Here is a 21,502-nt window from a genome sequence, read left to right as displayed (position 1 = left end):
CTTCTATTACAAAGATTTCTATGTCTCTACCAATTACTTTTTACATTATCCCCTTAAAAAGTAATGCTCTTAATATATTCATTATTCCCTACACTTGATATGCAGGTATTGGTCTCCCCTTTTCGTTCATTGCTTTGCATCTTTTATACTCTCTACTTTTCCGTTAATAAAATGGACTTCTCTTTTATTCCTTCAAATTCATTTAGTAGATACATAGCTATTTTTTCAACTGCAGGTGAATCTACTATTTCCTCATGTGATCCAGGGACTGAATACCTATTTACTCTACCTTTTAATAAAGGTCCCCAATCTGTAAACAACTCTTTTCCTTCCTCAGCACTAAAGTAGAGAACTTCTCCAGAGTATGGTATTAAATCATGCTCTGCCATTAAGTTCAGGCATTTCCTATGAGCATTGATAACTTGCTTCAAATTCATAAGATCTGCATCAGGCGGGAGTACTCCCTCCATAATTAATCGCTCCACAAGCATATCTTGTTTATGGATGAGGCCTTCTTCCTGCTCAGTAAAATCTCTAGGAATGAAATGCTCATATATATACGAGAGCATTTCTTCTCTTGTTTTATAGTCCTGCTCTGAAGGTACTTTAGTATCCATTAGTATCAACAACTCAACTTCCTCACCTTGATTCTTTAGTACAGTTGCGATTTTATAAGCAATTGCACCGCCTAAAGACCATCCTCCAAGACGATATGGACCTTCTGGCTGAACACGTTTTATTTCTTCGATGTAAAGTTGAATTACTTCCGGCAAAGTTAACTCGTCAATTTCTTTCTTTTCTATAAGAGGATTCTGTAAACCATAAAATGAACAATGGTTCTTAAGCAATCTTGCTAGTTGAATGTAACAGAATACATTCCCCATAAACGGATGAACGCAGAAGAAAGGTCTTTTCTCTGATTCTTGTAGTGGAACTAGCGCTACTACTGATTTCGTCATATCATGCTTATCACGAATAAGGCATGCGATTCCTTCCACTGTTGGATTCTTAATCAATGTAGACACCTTAATCTCTTTTCCAAACTTCTCCTTAATTTTTGAAATCAATTTAATTACAAGGAGAGAATGTCCCCCTCTATTAAAGAAATCATCATTTACATAGACATCTTCTATCTGTAACACATCCTGCCAGATTTTAATCAACTGATATTCAATTTCATCCCTTGGAATGATTGGTGTAGACAAATTATTTTCTCTTTGAATTGTTAAACTGTTCAATGCCTTTCGATCAACTTTTCCATTCGGTGTAAGAGGAATCTTGTCTACCTTTATAAAGTGTGCGGGAACCATATAATTCGGTACTTGTGTCTTGAGATATTCACGCCAGTCATGCATACTTCCATCTCCAACTACATAAGCAACCAATCTCTGCTCTCCTAATTTATCCTCTGTTACCAAAACTACTGCTTCTTTTACCAATGGATGCCTCTCTATACTCGCTTCAATCTCTTCAAGTTCAATACGAAAGCCCCTAATTTTCACTTGATTATCAATTCTTCTCAAGTAATCTAAATTACCATCAGGTAAATAACGAACCAAATCTCCCGTACGATATAAACGCTCTTCTTCATTAAATGGATGACGGATGAATCGCTCTGTTGTTAATTCTGGACGATTCAAGTATCCTCGCGCTATACCTGCACCACCAATATATAGCTCACCTGTTACACCAACTGGAACAGGTAACAAATTTTTATCTAATACATAAGTTTGAACGTTTGGCAACGGACGTCCAATTGTAACCCTCTTACTATCTGTTTCGATATGATAACACGTTGCATCAACCGTACATTCTGTAGGACCGTATACGTTATAAAAATCAATTTTTTCAGTCTCTACTAGCTGTTTCCATAATGACGGCATAATTGCTTCACCACCGACTAATATCTTACTTGGTACATGAACATCAGCACTTGTTTCTAGTAATCCTCCATCTATAAGTAATTGAAGTAATGAAGGTGTCATATCAAACATTTCCAATTTATTCTCCCTAATATAAGACACAAATCGTTCCGGATTAGTGCGAACTTCACTTGGGATAATATATAAACTTGAACCATACAGCAGCATTTGTAATTGCTGAATAGATACATCAAAGGCAATTGACGCATTCAAACCGACGCGCATATTACTAGGTATGTCATGTGAGAAAACTTCTTTTTGTAAACCATAGGATAGGTTTATTACAGAATGGTGCTGTACTAAAGCCCCCTTTGGATTCCCTGTCGAACCAGAAGTATAGATAACATACGCTAAGTTTTCCCCTGTTACCTCACATATTGGTGAAAGTTTGCTTTCTTGAGAAAGCATTGCTTGGTCCCTATCTAGGCAAACTGTCTTGATGTCTTTAGGTATCCATCCTAGTAATACCTCATTTGTAACTAACACTCTAATTCCCGTGTCTTCTAAAATATATTGCAGGCGGCTTTCCGGATTCGATGGATCTAATGGAACATAGGCTGCTCCAGCCTTCCAAATTCCCATGAGACCAACAACCATCTCAACTGAACGCTCAAAGCAAAGGCCAACTAATGACTCTGTCCCAATTCCACATTTCTGTAAATGATGGGCTAATTGATTAGCTCTTTCATTCAGCTCTCGATATGTTAGTTGCTGTTTTTCATCTACCACTGCCAACGCGTCAGGCGTACGATTTACTTGCTCTTCGAATAGTTGATGGATTGCATTCTCACGTGGATAGGATATAGTATTATTATTCCATTCTTCCAATAGCTTTCTTTGTTCAGCTTCCGTAATATATACTAGCTCCGATAGATTTTGATCAATGTTTTTGAGCATTTGCATTAACACTTGGTGTAAATGACCCAGCATTCGTTCAATGGTTACTCTATTAAACTTACTACGGTCATACATTAACTTTAACGATAACTGGATTCCTGGAACTACAGCTAACCCTAATGGGTAGTGGGTTTGTTCTACCCCTTCCAATTCACCAATTTCCAGATTTTCTGAAGACTCCTCTTTCACTGGATAATTTTCAAACACATATAAACTATTGAACAGCGGTATTCCTCTAGGAACTTCACTCCACCCCTGAATCTCTGTCAAAGAAGCATACTCATATTGTCTTCTTTCTATCTCTTCCTCTTGTATCTTCTGCAACCAATCTATTAATTTTATATCATCCATCAATTGAATTCGCGTCGGTGACGTTGTAATGAAAGGACCTACGATGTTTTCAACATCAATAATCTCCGTAGAACGCCCTGAGCTTGTTACACCAAAAACAATGTCATTTTCTCCACTATATCGGCTCATGAGATATGCCCATGCACCTTGAATTACTGTACTCAAAGTAAGTTTATTGCGTTTCGCCCATCCTTGTAACGCTTGAGTCTGCTCTTCTGATAAATACGTAACCTTCTCTGTGTAACCTTTTTCTTCCTCTTTACTTTCTAAGCCCAGCAAAGTTGGCGCAGTAAAACCTTTTAGCTTCCCTCTCCAAAATTGTTCCGCCTGCTCCTTATCTTGCTCTCTTAACCATTGGATATATTTCTTATATGGTGAGGACTTAGGTAACTTCACAGCTTCTCCATTCATTCTCTTCTGATAGACTGTAAGTAATTCATTAAATACTAATGGTAAACTCCATCCATCCAGTAAAATATGGTGATGGGTCCAAACAATCCGATATTCTTCCTCACCTTCTTGAATGACTGTTACCCGCATCAATGGTGCTTCATCAAATTGGAAGGCTTGTTTTCGATCTAATGCCAAAAAGACTTTTCTTTTTTCCTCTATCTCTTCACTTGTCATTGTACGCCAGTCTTCTTTGTTCACTTTAAATGGGATATTTTCATACACCACTTGTACAGGTTCTTCAATTTCGTCCCATACAAATGCTGTACGAAAAATTTCATGCCGCTGAATTACAGATTTCCACGCCTGCTCAAAAGTAGGAATATCCATTTCCCCTTGAATCATAAAACTCAATTGCACTATATACGGTGCAACATGTTCATCCCCTTGGTCATGCAATGTGTGGAAAATCATACCTTCTTGCAAAGGTGATAGTGGATATAAATCAGTAATCTGATTGTTCTTTCCGCGATGCATTTTGTTTAGTACATTTGTCAAACCTTCTTGGCTAAGATTAGCCATTGCAAAATCCGAAATGGTCAGTGCAGATTCTCTATCTGAAAATTGAATCAATGTACTCAGTTGATATAGCATATTCTGTGCAATACTTTGAATCGTTGATTTGGCAAATTGTCCAACATTGTATACCCAAGTGAACTGAAGTTTTCCATCCGTTACAACCCCAATTACATCAATTACATGCGATCGCTTGGAACCGGCAGCATGATCTAAACGCTTAAATTCGTTCTCCGGAATAAACATTGCATCGCTAGAAAACATTTGGTCAAATTGTCCAAGATAGTTAAAACTAATAGACGGTGTATATTGGGAGCTTAATGGCTCACACATTGTTGTGTTCATGTAACGCAACACCCCATAATCAACACCCTTATTAGGAATTTTGCGAACTTGTTCTTTAACTGCTTTTAATGCTGCAATTGGGGTATTAGCACTAGTAATATTTAAATGAACTGGGTAAATACTTGTAAACCATCCCACAGTTCTCGATAAATCAACATCTTCAATAATCTCTTCTCGACCATGTCCCTCTAAATCTACGCTCAATATCGGCTGCCCCGTACATGCTGCCGTAGCTTGTACTAATGCTGCTAATAATACTTCATTGATTTGGACACGGTGAATGCTTAAAGTCTCTTGCAATAACATACGGGTCTCATTCTCATTTAACACCACAGTAATTTCCTCAGTTACTGCGCTTACTGGATTACTTATAGTACCATCTACCGGCAATTTAACTACGTCTTGTTCAGCCTGCTCCTCCCAGTAATGTAGCACTTCTTTTGATAGTCCAGTTTCAGCGTAATGATGTAATTTCTCCGACCATTCTTTAAAAGATGTACTCTTCATAGGTAATTGAATTTTCTGACCCTGGACTACTTGCGTATATGCTGTTTGCAAATCTTCCAATAAAATTCGCCAAGAAACACCATCCACGGCTAAATGATGAATTGTCCAAAATAATCGGCCAGCGTGCTCACCTTCATCAAAATACACCATTCTCATTAGCGGACCCTCATGTAAATTCAAACTTTCTTGTGCAACATTAATCTCTTTTTGAATAACCTGATGCCAATCCGCTTCCGGCACTTCGTCTAATGAAATGACAGTAAGCATCAATTGTTCTTCTATTCCTTCATTCCACTGTTTCCAAACCCCATTAGGTAAACGTTCATATCTTAAACGCAGAGCATCATGATGAAGTAGAAGGTTACCTGCCGCCTTTTCCAGTGATCCTATGTCCAATTTCTCTTTCGTTCTGAAGAACATGGATTGATTCCAATGATGTGGGTTAGGATGATTTTGTGCAAAAAACCTTTGCTGAATAGGTGTAAGTATCGTCTCTCCAGTTATAATTCCTTGTTCAGCTTGTACACCTTGTTCTTCTTTGACTACTTGCGCCAACTCAGCAATCGTTTGGTGTTCAAATATTTGTTTTGGTGTCAATTGTAAACCAGCTTGCTTCGCGCGCGCGACAATCTGAATGCTAAGAATTGAATCTCCACCAATTTCAAAGAAGTTATCATTCATACCAATACGTTTTGAACCTAGCACACGTTCCCAAATGATAGAAAGCTTATGTTCACGTTCATTTCTTGGGGCCACGTATCCTTCTTGTGTTCCTTGATAATCTGGTATAGGTAACGATTTCCGATCAATCTTTCCATTTATGGTTAGCGGTAATTCTTTCATTTCGACAAAGTAGGAAGGTATCATATGGATTGGCAGCTTTGTTTTAAGATACTCTCGCCATTCTTCTAAATTGCCTTCGCCCACTACATAAGCTACCAGCCTCTTATCTCCCGACTGATTTTCCCTAACCATTACAACTGCCTCTTTTACCAAGTCATGCTCTTGTAAAGTCGACTCAATCTCTCCAAGTTCAATTCGAAATCCTCTAATCTTCACTTGATTATCCATTCTTCCCAAGTAGTCTATATTACCATCAGGAAGATATCTCACAAGATCACCTGTTCTATATAACCTCTCGCCTTCTTTGAATGGATGAGAAATAAATCGTTCGGATGTTAACTCTGGACGATTCAAGTACCCCCTTGCTAGACCTGCTCCTCCGATATAAAGTTCCCCCATCACACCAACTGGAACTGGCAACCTATTTCTATCTAATACATAAGTTTGGATGTTAGGCAATGGACGCCCAATTGTTACTCTCTTACTATCTTTTTTGATATGATAGCATGTTGCATCAACCGTACATTCTGTAGGACCATATACATTATAAAACTGGATTTTATCAGTCTCTACTAGCTGTTCCCATAATGACGGCATAATTGCTTCACCACCAACCAGTACCTTACTTGGAACATGAACGCAATCGCACGTTTCTAACAATCCGACATCTATAAGTAATTGAAGCAATGAAGGTGTTATATCAAAGATTTCTAACTTGTTCTCCCTAATATAAGCTACAAACTGCTCCGGATCACTTCGTACTTCGCTTGGAATAATATACAAACTTGAACCATAAAGCAGCATTTGTAATTGCTGAATAGATGCATCAAAGGCAATTGACGCATTTAAACCGACATGCATGTTAGATGGTATCTCATGTTCGAAAACCTCTTTTTGTAAACCATGCGACAAGTTTATTACAGAATGATGCTGTATCAAGACACCCTTTGGGTTCCCCGTCGATCCCGAAGTATAGATAACATACGCTAGGTTTTCTCCTGTTACTTCACATTTTGGTGAAAGAATGCTTTCTTTTGAAATCATTGCCTGATCCCTATCTAGACAAACTGCCTTGACTTCTTTGGGGATCCAACCTTCTAATGACTCATTCGTAACTAATACTTGAATTTCAGTGTCCTCCAAAATATATTGTATGCGACTTTCTGGATATGATGGGTCCAATGGAACATATGCTGCTCCAGCCTTCCAGATCCCCATAATACTAACAATCATCTCAACTGAACGCTCAAAGCAAATTCCAACTAATGATTCAGTCCCAATCCCACATTGCTGAAGATAGTGGGCCAATTGATTAGCTTTTTCATTCAGCTCTCGATATGTTAACTGCTGTTTTTCATCTACCACTGCTACCGCATCAGGTGTACGATTTACTTGCTCTTCAAACAACTGATGAATCGTACTTTCCCGTAGATATGCTACAGCATTATTATTCCAATCTTTCAACTGTTTTTGCTGTAATCCTGATAATATAGGCAACTTAGCCAATGATTTATCAGGATTCTCCACGATTACATTCAACCAGTTTCCAAAATGTTCAGCCATGGATTCAATAGTTAAGCTGTCAAATAAATCAGTTCTATAAACAAAAGTAAGTAATAAACCCTCTTCCACTTCTGCAGCTGTTAAACTTAAATCAAACTTAGCGATTGGAGCATTACTTTCCATTACTTCTATATTTCTTCCATGTAGTTCTGGTAGCTTCTGTCCCGCATTTTGCAAAGTAAACATGGTTTGGAAAATCGGAGAATGGCTTGTATTTCGTTCAGGTTGGATAACCTCTACAATTTTCTCAAACGGAACATCTTGATACTCATACGCCTTCAATGCTTTTATCCGCACTTGAGACAACAACTCTTGAAATGCCGGTGCATTACTTAAATCAGCTCGATAAACCAAGGTGTTGACAAAGAAACCAATCAGCCCCTCAATTTCTCGATAATTTCGATTTGCAATTGGGCTACCAACAATAATATCCGTTTGTCCCGTATAACGAGCAAGGAAACTTTGATACGATGCCAATAAGGTCATGAAAAGTGTGGCCCCTTCTTGACGACTTAGTTCGTTTAATTTATCCAGTAATGGGCGCGATAACAAAACATTATGAGTTAATCCATGGTGGGTTTGCACTGGCGGACGCGGACGATCCATTGGTAACATTAAGACTGGTAACTCACCAGATAATTCTTCCTTCCAATATGCAAGTTGTTGATATAGTACTTCATCTTTCAACCATTCTCTTTGCCACTGAGCAAAATCGGCATATTGAACTGGTAGTGGTTCCAGTTCTGCTTGTTTTTCACCAATCGTATTCTCATAAAATGCCATCCATTCTTGAAGTAAGATTTCCATCGACCATCCATCTGAGATAATATGATGCATATTACACAGAAGAACCCATTCTTCTTCTGAAATTCTTATAATTTGTCCACGGAACAATGGCCCTTGTTCTAAATCAAATGGAGATTCGACTTCAGTTTGAATCCATTGCTCCAACTTTCTTTCTCTCTCCTCTAATGAAAGCTTAGTTAAGTCCATTTGTGGCAGAGAACGGAAAATATACGGTTGAATCTGCTGCACAGGATGGCCATCCTCTTCATAAAATACCGTCCGCAAAGATTCATGACGCTCTATCAACTGATTCCATCCCAACTCCAATGCTTCAGGTAACCAATTCCCTGTAAGGCGGCATACCATTGGCATATTATAAAGGGCACTATTAGGTGCAAATTGATCAATAAACCATAAGCGCTGTTGGGCATAAGATAGTGGAATATTATTTCCGCGTTCCATCGGCACCAATGGTGGAATTTCTCGTTTTTCATTCCCCTTACGTAACTGATCCATTCGTTTCGCTAATGCCTCGATCGTTGAATATTCGAACAGTTCACGTACTGGCAATTTGATTTGAAAGACTTCCTGTAAGCGTGAGACCACTTGTGTAGCAAGTAGAGAGTGACCACCAAGCTCAAAGAAAGAATCCTGAACACCAATGTCTCCTATTCCTAGCACTTGACTCCACACTGAAGCGATAAGTTCTTCCAGCGGAGTTCGTGGGTATACAGTATTTTCAGCGGATTGTTCACTAAGTATAGGTAATGCCTTCAAATCAAGTTTTCCATTCGGTGTAAGTGGTAAAAATTCCATCTCAATAAAGTTTGTTGGAACCATGTAATTTGGTAAATGTGTTTGTAGATGTTCTCGCCATTCATGGACACTTCCTTCACCAACTACATAAGCTACTAATCTCTTATCACCTTGATTATCCTCTCGTACCAATACAACTGCTTCTTTTACAGAGGAATGTGACTGCAAAACAGCTTCTATTTCTCCCAATTCAATCCGGAAACCACGAATTTTCACTTGGTCATCTATACGACCATGGAACTGGAGATTACCATCAGAAAGATAACTTGCTTTGTCTCCTGTGTAATAGAGACGTTCTCCTGACTTGAAAGGATGTGGAATAAATTTTTCCTTTGTAAGATCCGGACGATTAACATATCCACGTGCAAGACTCTTCCCTCCAATATAGAGATCTCCAATTATCCCAATTGGTACTAGCTGAAGATGAGAATCTAATACATAAACTTCTGTATTCGCAATCGGTCGACCAATCGATGGCGTACCTGTTGTCACCCCTATAGGTACATAACTATCTGTGGTAACGACTGTATTTTCCGATGGACCATACTGATTAATTACCGCAAAAGGAATATCGTTAGATGGATACTGTGTTAATTGATCCCCACCAGTAATGATAAAACGAAGATCCGTTTTATCTGGCCAAGATAATTTCAAGAGTCTTTCCAGAATAGGCGTAGGTGCAAAGCTAGCTGTTATTCGTGAATTAATGAGCCAGTCCCTTAGTGCTTCTGGATTAATTCTCAGTTCCTCTGTTGACAAGTAGAGTGCTGCACCAGCAGTTAGATACGGCCAAATCTCCTGAACAGCCGAATCAAAAGCAACCCCTGCAATCTGAGTCGCACGATCCTCTGCTGAAATATGATAAACTTCCTGATGCCAAGAAACCATATTCATTAATGAGCGATATTCAACCATGACACCCTTCGGTTTTCCTGTAGAACCAGAGGTATAGACAATATAGGCTAAGTTCTCTGGATTTATTTGACGTGTAGGTGCGATTACGCTTTCCACCGTTAATTCTTCTAACATCACCATTTCGACGTGTGCGAAATGTCCTTCTTGTCCTTCCGCCGTCACTACAAATTGAATTCCTGCATCTTCAATCATGTATTCTAACCTTGATTTTGGATACAACGGATCTAAAACGACATAAGCTCCACCAGCTTTTAAAATGCCTAGTAAACTTGCCATCAGCTCAGCTGACCTCGGAAGATAAACTCCTACCACTGACTCTGGGGCTACTCCCTTTCGCTGTAAAACATTTGCCAACTGATTTGCTTGTGCATCCAGTTCACCATAAGTCCACTGTTTTGTTTGATCAACTACCGCAATCGCATCCGGACGCCTTGCTACTTGCTCCTCAAATCTGTCGCAAATAAGACCCTGATGAGACATTTCCATTACAGTGTCATTCCATGTTTCTAATAACAAAGTACGCTCGGGTTCTGATAGCATGCTCAGGTCATGCAACGGATTTTGTGGGCGATGAGAAACTTCATGTAGCCATTTCTCAAAGTGTCCTGCCATCCGTTCAATAGTAGTAGCATTGAATAAATCCTTATTGTACTCAAAAGTAAAAAGTAATCCCTCTTCCGTCTCAGCTGCCATTACACTTAAATCAAACTTTGCAATTGGACTATGGCTTTCTATCATTTCAATACTTCTACTAGATAACATCGGAAACTCTTGTTTCATATTTTGCAAGATGAACATAGTCTGGAAGATTGGCGAATGACTTGTACTTCGTTCCGGTTGCACAACTTCTACAATTTTTTCAAATGGAATATCTTGATATTCATACGCCTTCAATGCCTTTTGACGAACCTGATATAGTACATCTTGAAATGTCGGCCTACCACTCAAATTAGCTCGATAAACCAGCGTGTTAACGAAGAAACCAATTAGTCCTTCAATTTCTCTATAATTCCGATTCGCAATTGGGCTTCCGACCAGAATATCTTCTTGTCCCGTATAACGAGATAGAAAACTTTGATATGCAGCTAAAAGCGTCATGAAGAGTGTAGCCCCTTCTTTTCGACTAAGTTCATTCAATTTATCATGTAGCCTGCTTGGCAGAACCAGAGTGTATGTCGACCCGTGATGAGTTTGTATTGCGGGACGCGGGCGATCCATAGGAAGTTGGAGTACAGGAAGCTCCCCAGACAATTCTTCCCTCCAATATTGGAGTTGTTGATTAAGCACCTCCTCCTTTAGCCATCCTTTTTGCCACTGAGCAAAGTCTGCATATTGAACCGGTAATGGTTCAAGTTCCGCTACCTTTCCATCCGTTGCTTTCTCATAAAATGCCATCCATTCTTCAAGTAGGATTCCCATTGACCATCCATCTGAAATGATATGATGTAGAGTACAAAGGAGTATCCATTCTTCCTCTCCCACGTGCAAAATACTTGTCCTGATTAATGGACCCTCTGTTAAATCAAATGGCACTTCTGTTTCTTGTTGAATTAAACGTTTAACTTCTTCTTCTTGATCTTCAGAAGAAAGCATAGTTAAATCCGTTTTCGGAATTGATTGAAAAGCATACGGTTCAATTTGCTGTACGGGTTGACCGTTCACTTCGTGAAAGACCGTCCGCAGTGATTCATGACGTTCTATTAGTTGATTCCATCCCGTTTCCAATGCTTCAAGTAGCCAATTCCCTGTGAGGCGACATACCATTGGCATATTGTAAAGGGCACTATTAGGTGTAAATTGATCAATGAACCATAAGCGTTGTTGGGCATAAGATAGTGGGATAGCTTCTCCTCGTTTCATTGGTATTAGCGGCGGAATCTCTCGTTTTTTATCTCCTTTACGTAACTGATCTAATCGCTTTGCCAGTGACTCCACCGTTGTATATTCAAATAGTTCACGTACTGGTAATTCGATTTGAAAAATTCCCTGTAAACGTGACACTACTTGAGTAGCTAGTAGTGAATGACCACCGATTTCAAAAAAGGAATCCTGAACACTAATATTTTTTATTCCTAACACTTGACTCCAAACGGAAACGATAAGCTCCTCCACTGGTGTTCGTGATGAAGTAATATCTTCACTTATGAACTGTTCTTCTAATTCCAGTAAGGCTTTCCGATTCACCTTACCATTTGGAGTGAGTGGCATACCTTCAATTTTGAAAAAGTATGCCGGAACCATATAATGTGGCAGTTGCTTCTTGAGATATTCACGCCACTCTCCAGTATCCCCTTCACCCACTACATAAGCTACTAATTGCTTATCTCCTGGTCGATCTTCCTTCACCAACACGACTGCCTCTTTTACAGATGAGTAATCATGTAAAGCTGCTTCAATTTCTCCCAATTCAATTCGGAATCCTCTAATTTTAACTTGGTTATCTATTCTTCCAATATATTCTAAGTTACGATCATTCATATATCTCACCAAGTCACCCGTTCGATATAATCGTTCCCCGTCCTTAAAAGGATGCGAAATAAAACGTTCAGTAGTTAAATCCGGTCGATTGAAGTAGCCACGTGCCAATCCTACTCCTCCAAGGTAAAGTTCCCCTGCCACACCAATCGGGACGACTTGTTGATATTGATCTAGCACATACAACTCTGTATTATCAATCGGACGACCAATCGGAATAAGCATTGCTTCTTTTTCTAAATCACAATCATAATAAGTCACATCCACAGTTGCTTCAGTAGGACCATACAAGTTAATTAACTTTGTTTGCTGAACATTGTAAAAGATCCCCTTAAACCGGCGAACCTGCTCAGTGTTTAACGCTTCTCCACTAGTAAAAACTTGAATTAAAGACGAGACATCCCTTTTCGAATTATATAGTTCCATATAATCTAAGAAAGTAGATAACATCGACGGAACAAAGTGCATGGTGGATACACGGTATCGTTCAATATACTCCTCAATCACCGCAGGATCTTTCTCTCCTGCTGGTGGAAGTAAACAAACACGTGCTCCTACAAATGACCACCAAAATAATTCCCAGACAGAAACATCGAACGAAAACGGTGTCTTTTGTAGGATTGTATCCTCCTCGGACAATGGATATTTTTTCTGCATCCACTGTAGGCGATTGATAACGGAATGATGTTCAATCATTACCCCCTTTGGATTTCCCGTCGAACCCGAAGTGTATATGATATAGGCTAAGTTATTTGCTGTTACTCCACTTACCGGAGCTAAATTACTCTCTTTAGAAATCATCACTTGATCCCGGTCTAAACAAATTGCTTGAATATCTTTAGGTAACCAGTCCTGTAGTGTTTCTTTTGTTAACAGCACTTGAATTTGTGAATTCTCCAAAATATATCTCAGGCGGTTTTCGGGATAACTTGGGTCCAGTGGGACATAAGCCCCACCTGCCTTCAAAATCCCAAAGAGACCGATAATCATATCAGGAGAACGTTCAATACATATACCGACCAATGATTCAGGTCCGATACCTCGTTTTTGTAGAAAATGTGCCAATTGATTCGATTTTTCATTAAGTTCTTGATACGTTAGCTTTCCACCCTCATAAACTACCGCCACTGCATCAGGTGTCCGTGCAACTTGCTGCTCAAATAGCTCATGAATCATACAATCATGACCATAAACTACGTCCGTATCATTCCATTCTTCTAGGAGTTGTTTTTGCTCATTATCCGATAACATTGACAGCTTTGTAAATGATTCATCTGGATGATACGTGATTTCATTTAGCCAGTTCTCAAAATGTCCTGCCATACGTGCAATGGTACTACTATCAAATAAATCCGTGTTGTATTCAAATGAGACGAATAGACCTTCTTCCACTTCATAGGCAGTTAAGCTCAAATCAAATTTAGCAATAGACATATTACTTTCTACCATTTCAATACTTCTATCAGGCAAATCTAGTCGTTCTTGTTTTATATTCTGTAGCGTAAACATGGTCTGAAATATAGGGGAATGACTCATGCTTCGTTCAGGTTGCACAGCTTCTACCACTTTTTCAAATGGTATATCTTGATATTCGTAAGCTTTTAACGCCTTTTTCTTTGTTTGGTTCAAAATCTCTCGAAAAGTAGGGGTGCCACTCAAATCTGATCGGTAAACCAACGTATTAACAAAGAAACCAATTAATCCTTCTACTCCCTTATGGTTTCGATTTGCAATCGGACTACCAACTAGAATATCTTTTTGCCCCGTATAACGAGCAAGAAAGCTCTGGTATGCGGCCATTAAAGTCATAAATAAAGTAGATCCTTCTTGTCGACTTATATCCTTCAATTGACTGAGCAATTTATAAGGAAAAATTACATGATGCGTAGCCCCAGAGTAAGTCTGTTTAACCGGTCGAGGTCGATCCACTGGCAGTTGTAAGATAGGAAGTTCACCAGACAATTCTTCCTGCCAATACGTAAGCTGACGATTTAGCACATCACCTTGCAACCACTCCTTTTGCCACTTCGCAAAGTCTGCATATTGAATGGATAGTGAACTTAATTTAGCATGATTTCCGCCCGTTTCTTCTTCATAGAAAGCAAGTAATTCATTCATGAATATACCAATGGACCAAGCATCAGAAATAATATGATGCATCGTACACAGTAATAACCATTCATCCTTCTCTAATTGAACAAGCTGATTACGAATTAAAGGACCATTCATTAAATCAAATGGTTCTTGCGCTTCTCTCGCAATTAAACTATCTACCTCTTTTTCTTTTACTTCTAGAGGAAGTTGAGAGTAATATCTTACAGGTAATGCTCTAGGAAGGAATTCGACAATTTGTTGCACAGGTTGTTCTCCTATTTCTTTAAAAACAGTTCGTAATGATTCATGGCGTTCAATGAGTCGATTGAATCCCTTTTCTAATGCTTCAGGTATCCAATTTCCTTTTAGATGCCATACTGTTGGAATATTATATAAAGAACTGTTTGGATTAAATCTGTCCATAAACCACAAGCGTTGTTGTGCATAAGACAACGGGAGTGCTTCTTTATTCTCCTTTTTTTGCATTTGCTTCTGAAGCCATGCTCTCTTCTCAGGAGAAAGTGAACTCAGCTTTGCAAGTAAATCACTTCTCATTTTTTTACCCCTTCCTCAATCAAATTACTCTCGAATATCCCTTGTGCTTCTTCCTCTGATAGCTCCTCTAATTGCTTAAGTAGTTCCAATAATTCTTCATCATTACTGACTTCTGCTTCTTTTTGAACATAGTCTTGAAGACTTACATTCTCCTTACTATCATTCTGCATTTCTTGATTTTTGTTATCGAGCAATTGATCAATCTGTTCTGCCAATTGCTGCACCGTATGAAACATAAATAAATCATGCAATGGTATCTCGATTCCAAAAGCCTCTTTAAGATTGGAAACAGCTTGCGTAGCGAGTAGTGAATGGCCACCAATTTCAAAAAATGAATCTTGAATTCCGATGTTTTCCATACCTAAAACTTCATGCCATATCGAAACGATTGTTTTTTCCGTAGACGTACGAGGAGCAATATAACCACTTGCTATCTCCTGTCTCTCTGGTGCTGGTAAGGCCTTCCTATCAATTTTCCCATTAGGAGTGAGTGGAAATGCATTTAATCCAACAAAATAGGCTGGAATCATATAATTTGGTAGTTGATCCTTGAGATAATCACGCCACTTTTGAGCATCCCCGTCTCCTACAACATAGGCGATCAAACGCGGATCGCCAGGATAATCTTCCTGCACCATCACAATAACTTCGTTAACCAGTGTATGCCTTTGTAATGTCGCTTCAATTTCTCCTAGTTCAATCCGGAACCCACGAATTTTCACTTGATGATCGATTCGTCCAACATACTCCAAATTTCCATCTGGTAAATACCTTACTAGATCTCCAGTCCGGTATACTCGCTCTCCTTCTTTAAACGGATGCGGTATAAAACGATCTTGCGTTAAGTCAGGGCGGTTTAAATATCCACGCGCTAACCCTGATCCACCAATGTATAGCTCACCAACTACACCAATTGGAACCATTTTTTGTTCGGCACTCAGTACATATACTTCTGTATTGAATATTGGTTTACCAATTGGTGGTACCCTATGCATGTCACACTTTTCTAATTCCATATACGTGGAATACGTAGTATCTTCGGACGGTCCATATAGGTTGTACACCTTTTCGATCGTACTTCTCTCGTATAAATCTTGAACAAGCGAATATGGCAATGGTTCTCCAGCCAAATTCATCACCTTTACCGAAGAAGGGATTGTTTTTGCTCGAACCAGTTCCTTCGCTGCCGATGGTACAGTATTAACCAAAGTTACACCTTTGGTAGACAACTTCTCTAGATGTAGAGCATTTTCAGTGACAATCACCTTACCACCCATCGTTAAGGGAACAAATACTTCAAAAACGGATAAATCAAAAGATAGCGAAGTTGAAGCTAACACTCCCGCTAATTCCTTTCGGGAATACGTATGATGCGCCCAATGAATCATTGTTACTGTATTCCTGTGCTCAATCATTACTCCCTTTGGATTTCCAGTGGAACCTGAAGTATAGATAATATAGGCTAAGTTATCGCCCGTCACTTCACTCGTACATACCGTAGTTACTTCTTGTTCTATTTCTGCTCGATTACTATCAATACAAATCACGTTGACGAGTTTAGGTATAACCATTTTTTGTTGTAACTTTTCCTGTGTCACCAGTACCTTTATTTGAGCATCTTCTAAAATGTACTGTAGTCGACTTTTCGGATACGCTGGATCAATTGGGACATATGCTCCTCCCGCCTTCATAATTCCTAAGAGACCGACAATCATCTCAGATGAACGTGTGACGCAAATCCCAACTAATGATTCGCATGTTACACCATTTTTTTGTAAATAATGTGCCAACTGATTCGAGCGTTCGTCCAACTCTCGATATGTTAGTTCTTCATCTTCGCACACTACTGCAATTGCTTCTGGTGTTTTTTTCACCTGTTCTTCAAACATTGTATGAATCGTACTTTCTTCCATATCTATAACACGCGATTTATTCCATTCCTCTAGTAGTTGCTTATATTCTACTTTCGATAACATATTCAGTTCTGATAATACACCTTTTGGATGAGAGACAATTTGATTTAACCAATGCTCAAAATGACTTGCCATACGTTCAATGGTTGTATCATCAAACAAATCAGTATTGTATTCAAAGGTTAGTGATAATCCTTCTTCCGTCTCAGTAACAAATAAACTCAAATCAAATTTCGCTACAGAAGCATGGCTTTCCATGAGTTCCATTTGTCTTTCAGATAGCTGAGGAAATTCTTGCTTCGCATTCTGTAAAGTAAACATAGTTTGGAATATTGGTGAATGACTTGTATTCCGTTCCGGCTTTACGGATTCTACCACTTTCTCAAATGGGATGTCCTGATACTCGTATGCTTTTAGTGCTTTTTTTCTTACCTGCGACAAAAGTTCTTGGAACGACGGATTTTCACTGAAATCAGCTCGATAAACCAACGTATTTGCAAAGAAACCTATTAATCCCTCAATCTCTTTCACATTTCGATTAGCGATTGGGCTTCCAACCAAGATGTCATCCTGTCCTGTATAACGAGAAAGGAAGCTTTGATACGCTGCCATCAATGTCATAAATAAAGTGCATCCTTCTTGCAGACTTAAATCTTTGAGCTTTTCCTGTAGGGAATTCGCCACTATTAAGGACTGACTTGCACCACGATGGGTTTGAACTGCAGGTCGAGGACGATCCATCGGTAATTGTAAAACCGGTAGTTCCCCAGATAATTCTTCCTTCCAATATTGAAGGTGCTGATTCAAATTTTCTTCTTTTTGCCATTCCTTCTGCCACATGACAAAATCTGCATATTGGATAGATAATTCCTTCAATTCCGCCGGTTTGCCGCTTAATGCTCCTTCATAAAAAGCCATCCATTCTTCAAGTAAGATTCCCATTGACCATCCATCTGAAATAATATGATGCATCGTACAAATGAGAATCCATTCTTCCCTGTCCACTTTCAATATTCTTGTTCGAATCAGAGGATCTTGTCCAAAATGAAATGGTTCCTCAGCTTCGTTTTGAATGAGCCGTTTCATTTCTCTTTCCCTATCTTCCAAAGAGAGATCTGTTAGATTCGTTTGAGGAATATGTCTGAATACATGAGATTGAACTTGTTGAAAAGGTTCACCCTCTTGTTCTAGAATTATCGTCCTTAATGATTCATGACGCTCCAACAATTGATTCCATCCGGCCTCCAATGCTTCAATTGACCATTCACCTGTTAAGCGACACGCTGCATGAATATTGTACATAGCACTATTTGGCATTAATTGATCAATAAACCATAGACGTTTCTGCGCATAGGAAAGTGGGATAATTTCTTCTCGTTTCATAGGTACAAGGGGAGCAACCTCTCGTTTTTTATCTTCTTTTCGTAACTGATCCACCCGTTTCGCCAATGCTTCCACTGTATCGTGCTTGAAAAGTTCACGTAATGGAATTTTAATTTGGAACAGTTCTTGCAATCTAGAGACGATTTGAGTAGCAAGTAGTGAGTGCCCACCACGTTCAAAGAAGGAATCCTGAATACTAATATTTTCTATCCCTAACACTTGACCCCAAACCGAGGCAATAAGCTCTTCCGATGGCGTCCGAGGTAGCACATTTAAATCTTCAATAGCTTGCTCATCAGGTGCTGGCAAGGCCTTTCGGTCAATTTTCCCATTTGGAGTAAGCGGGAAGTGTTCTAACTCTATAAAGTGCGCTGGAATCATATGAGTCGGTAATTGTTTTTGTAAATACTCTCTCCACTCTTGGGTATTTCCATCGCTTATTACATATGCAACCAATCGTTGATCACCTGGACGATCTTCTCTAACTAATACGACAGCCTCTTTAATAAACGAACATTTTTCTAAAGTCGCTTCAATTTCTCCTAATTCAATCCTAAAACCACGCATTTTGACTTGGTGGTCCATTCTACCTATAAATTCTAAATTTCCATCAGTTAGATATCTTACTGAATCTCCTGTTCGATATAGTCGTTCCCCAAATCGATATGGATGCGAAACGAATTTTTCAGCAGTAAGATTCGGACGATTTAAGTATCCACGCGCTAAACCAGCACCACCAATATATAACTCACCCTCAGTTCCTATTGATTGCAAGCGTTGATTTTGGTCTAATACATATAATTGCGTGTTCTGTATTGGCTGCCCAATAGAAACAAATTCTTGATTAGGCTGAATATCAAATGCATTCACATAAATAGTGGCTTCAGTTGGTCCATAAAAGTTGGTTAATTTCACTTGTCCACTATAATTCCATTTCTGTTGAAATCGTCTAACTAACCCTGAACTTAGTTCTTCTCCACCAGAAAATACATGGCGTACGGACGAACAATTCATGTTCATTTCAATATGATTGAAGTGATCTAAGAAAACAGATAACATCGAAGGTACAAATTGAACTATAGTAACCTGATGTTGTTTAATCACTTCAGCTATAATAGAAGGATCTTTTTCTCCACCTGGAGGTAGGAAAGATACACTTGCACCAACGTGAATGCCCCAAAACAATTCCCAAACAGAGACATCAAATGAGAATGGCGTTTTCTGCAAGACCACATCCTTTTCAGAGAGCGGATATTTATGTTGCATCCATTCTAGATAATTAATTACTGAATGATGCTCAATCATTACTCCCTTTGGATTCCCTGTAGATCCTGAAGTATACATAACATACGCTAAATTTTCTCCTGTTACACCACTTATACATGGGGTTGTTTCTTCTTTTTCAATTGCAGTATAATCTTTATTCATACAAATCGTTTCAATATTTTCAGATACAAACAAATTTTTAGAATTCTCTTCCGTCACTAGTACTTCGATTCCAGCATCCTCTAATATATATCGAAGTCGACTCTCTGGATAAGTAGGGTCAAGTGGAACATACGCTGCTCCTGATTTTAGAATACCTAATAACGCTATCATCATTTGTAATGAACGTTCCATATATACCCCAACTAGAGACTCTGGGCCTACACCATGCTTTTGTAAATAATGAGCTAGCTGATTTGCACGCTTCTCCAACTCTTTATAGGTAATTTGTTCATTTTCGTAACTAGCCGCGATTGCTTCCGGTGTTTTTTTAACTTGCTCCTCAAACATCGTATGAATCATGCCTTCAGCCGAATAATTAACTTGAGTATGATTCCATTCCTCTAGTAACTGTATCTGTTCTTCTTCTGTTAAATGAGTAATTTCAAATAGTTTTGAATCTAGGCTCTTCGTCATCTGAATTAATATTTGCAATAAGTGATTCTGAATCCGATTTATTGCTTCTTCATTAAAATAGCTTCGATCATACATCAACTTTAAAGTAATTTTCTTACCGGGCATTACAATGAGTGTTAAAGGATAATTTGTTTGTTCCGTGCTTGTAACATCTAGTAATCTTAAATCATCATTTCTCTCACCTTGAATTGGATAATTTTCAAACACATACAAGGTATGAAATAAGGAGCTATTTCGCGGAACCTCACTCCAGCCTTGAATATCTATCAACGAATTATACTCATACTGTCTTCGTTCCATTTCTTTCATTTGTATTTTACGAAGCCAATCTACTACTGATGTATTATCCGCTAATCGAATTCTGGTAGGCAATGTGTTAATAAATAGCCCCACCATATTCTCTGCTCCTATTAAATCAGTAGGACGTCCAGCGCTAGTTACGCCAAATACGACGTCACTGTCACCGCTATACCTACTCATCAAATAAGCCCATGCACCTTGTACTAACGTATTCAACGTTAATCGACTATTTCGTACCCACTCTTGTAAATTCTCAGTAAGTTCCTCAGATACTTGATAAGCAAACTCCCCATAACCCTTCTCTTGTCCTTGATCCTTTCTTTCCATTGCTAATGGAGTAGGTGCATAGAACCCTTTTAATTCTTCTTTCCAAAATTCCTCTGCTTGACTTTGATCTTGTTTATTTATCCATTGGATATATTTTTTATAAGGAAGAGATTTAGGAAGATTCAACAATTCTCCCTTTATCATCTTGAGATAAACTTCCATCACTTCACTAAAGACCAATGACACACTCCATCCATCTAGTAAAATATGATGATGTGTCCAAATAATTCTCGTTTCCCCTTCTGCTTCTTTAATCGCAGTGACTCTCATCAATGGTGCTTCATCCAATAAAAATCCTTTGCTACGATCTGCAGTCAAAAACTGGTGTAATTTCTTCTCCTTCTCCTCATACGAATGGGTACTCCAATCCTCTTGATGAATAGTAAAAGGAAGACGTTCGTAAACTGCTTGTAGAGGTTTTTCTACTTCCTCCCAAACAAATACTGAGCGCAGAACCTCATGTCGTTGAATAACATATTCCCAAGCTTTTTCAAAAGTAGCAACATCCAATTGCCCCCCGAGCAAGAAACCTACTTGTACAATATAGGAAAAAGAATATTCATCATCTTGATCGTATAAAGTATGAAACAGTATTCCTTTTTGCAAAGGTGATAAACCATATATATCAATAACGTCTCCCAT

The 21,502-nt window shown here is 38.8% G+C and carries 2 protein-coding genes; both read right to left on the bottom strand.

Annotation, left to right across the window (positions count from 1 at the left end; genetic code table 11):
* Positions 1-152: 152 nt before the first annotated feature.
* On the bottom strand, positions 153-15,035 hold the full coding sequence (locus ACTFRU_RS00375) for a non-ribosomal peptide synthase/polyketide synthase (protein WP_440037380.1): 14,883 nt from the start codon (positions 15,033-15,035) through the stop codon (positions 153-155).
* Positions 15,032-21,502 carry an amino acid adenylation domain-containing protein gene (locus tag ACTFRU_RS00370; protein ID WP_440037379.1) on the bottom strand — a complete coding sequence of 2,157 codons (6,471 nt, stop codon included), beginning with the start codon at positions 21,500-21,502 and terminating at the stop codon, positions 15,032-15,034. Before ACTFRU_RS00370 ends, ACTFRU_RS00375 begins: the two co-directional genes overlap by 4 nt.

This window comes from Bacillus cereus group sp. MYBK220-1 (genome assembly GCF_051916445.1).
GTDB classification, from domain to species: domain Bacteria; phylum Bacillota; class Bacilli; order Bacillales; family Bacillaceae_G; genus Bacillus_A; species Bacillus_A cereus.
The sequence above is the reverse complement of the archived record's forward strand: the minus strand, read 5'-3'. Positions and strand labels throughout refer to the sequence as shown.

Bases quoted from the DNA above. Each gene is read 5' to 3' on its own strand.
- ACTFRU_RS00370 (WP_440037379.1), bottom strand. From the start codon at position 21,502: ATGGGAGACGTTATTGATATATATGGTTTATCACCTTTGCAAAAAGGA.
- ACTFRU_RS00375 (WP_440037380.1), bottom strand. From the start codon at position 15,035: ATGAGAAGTGATTTACTTGCAAAGCTGAGTTCACTTTCTCCTGAGAAG.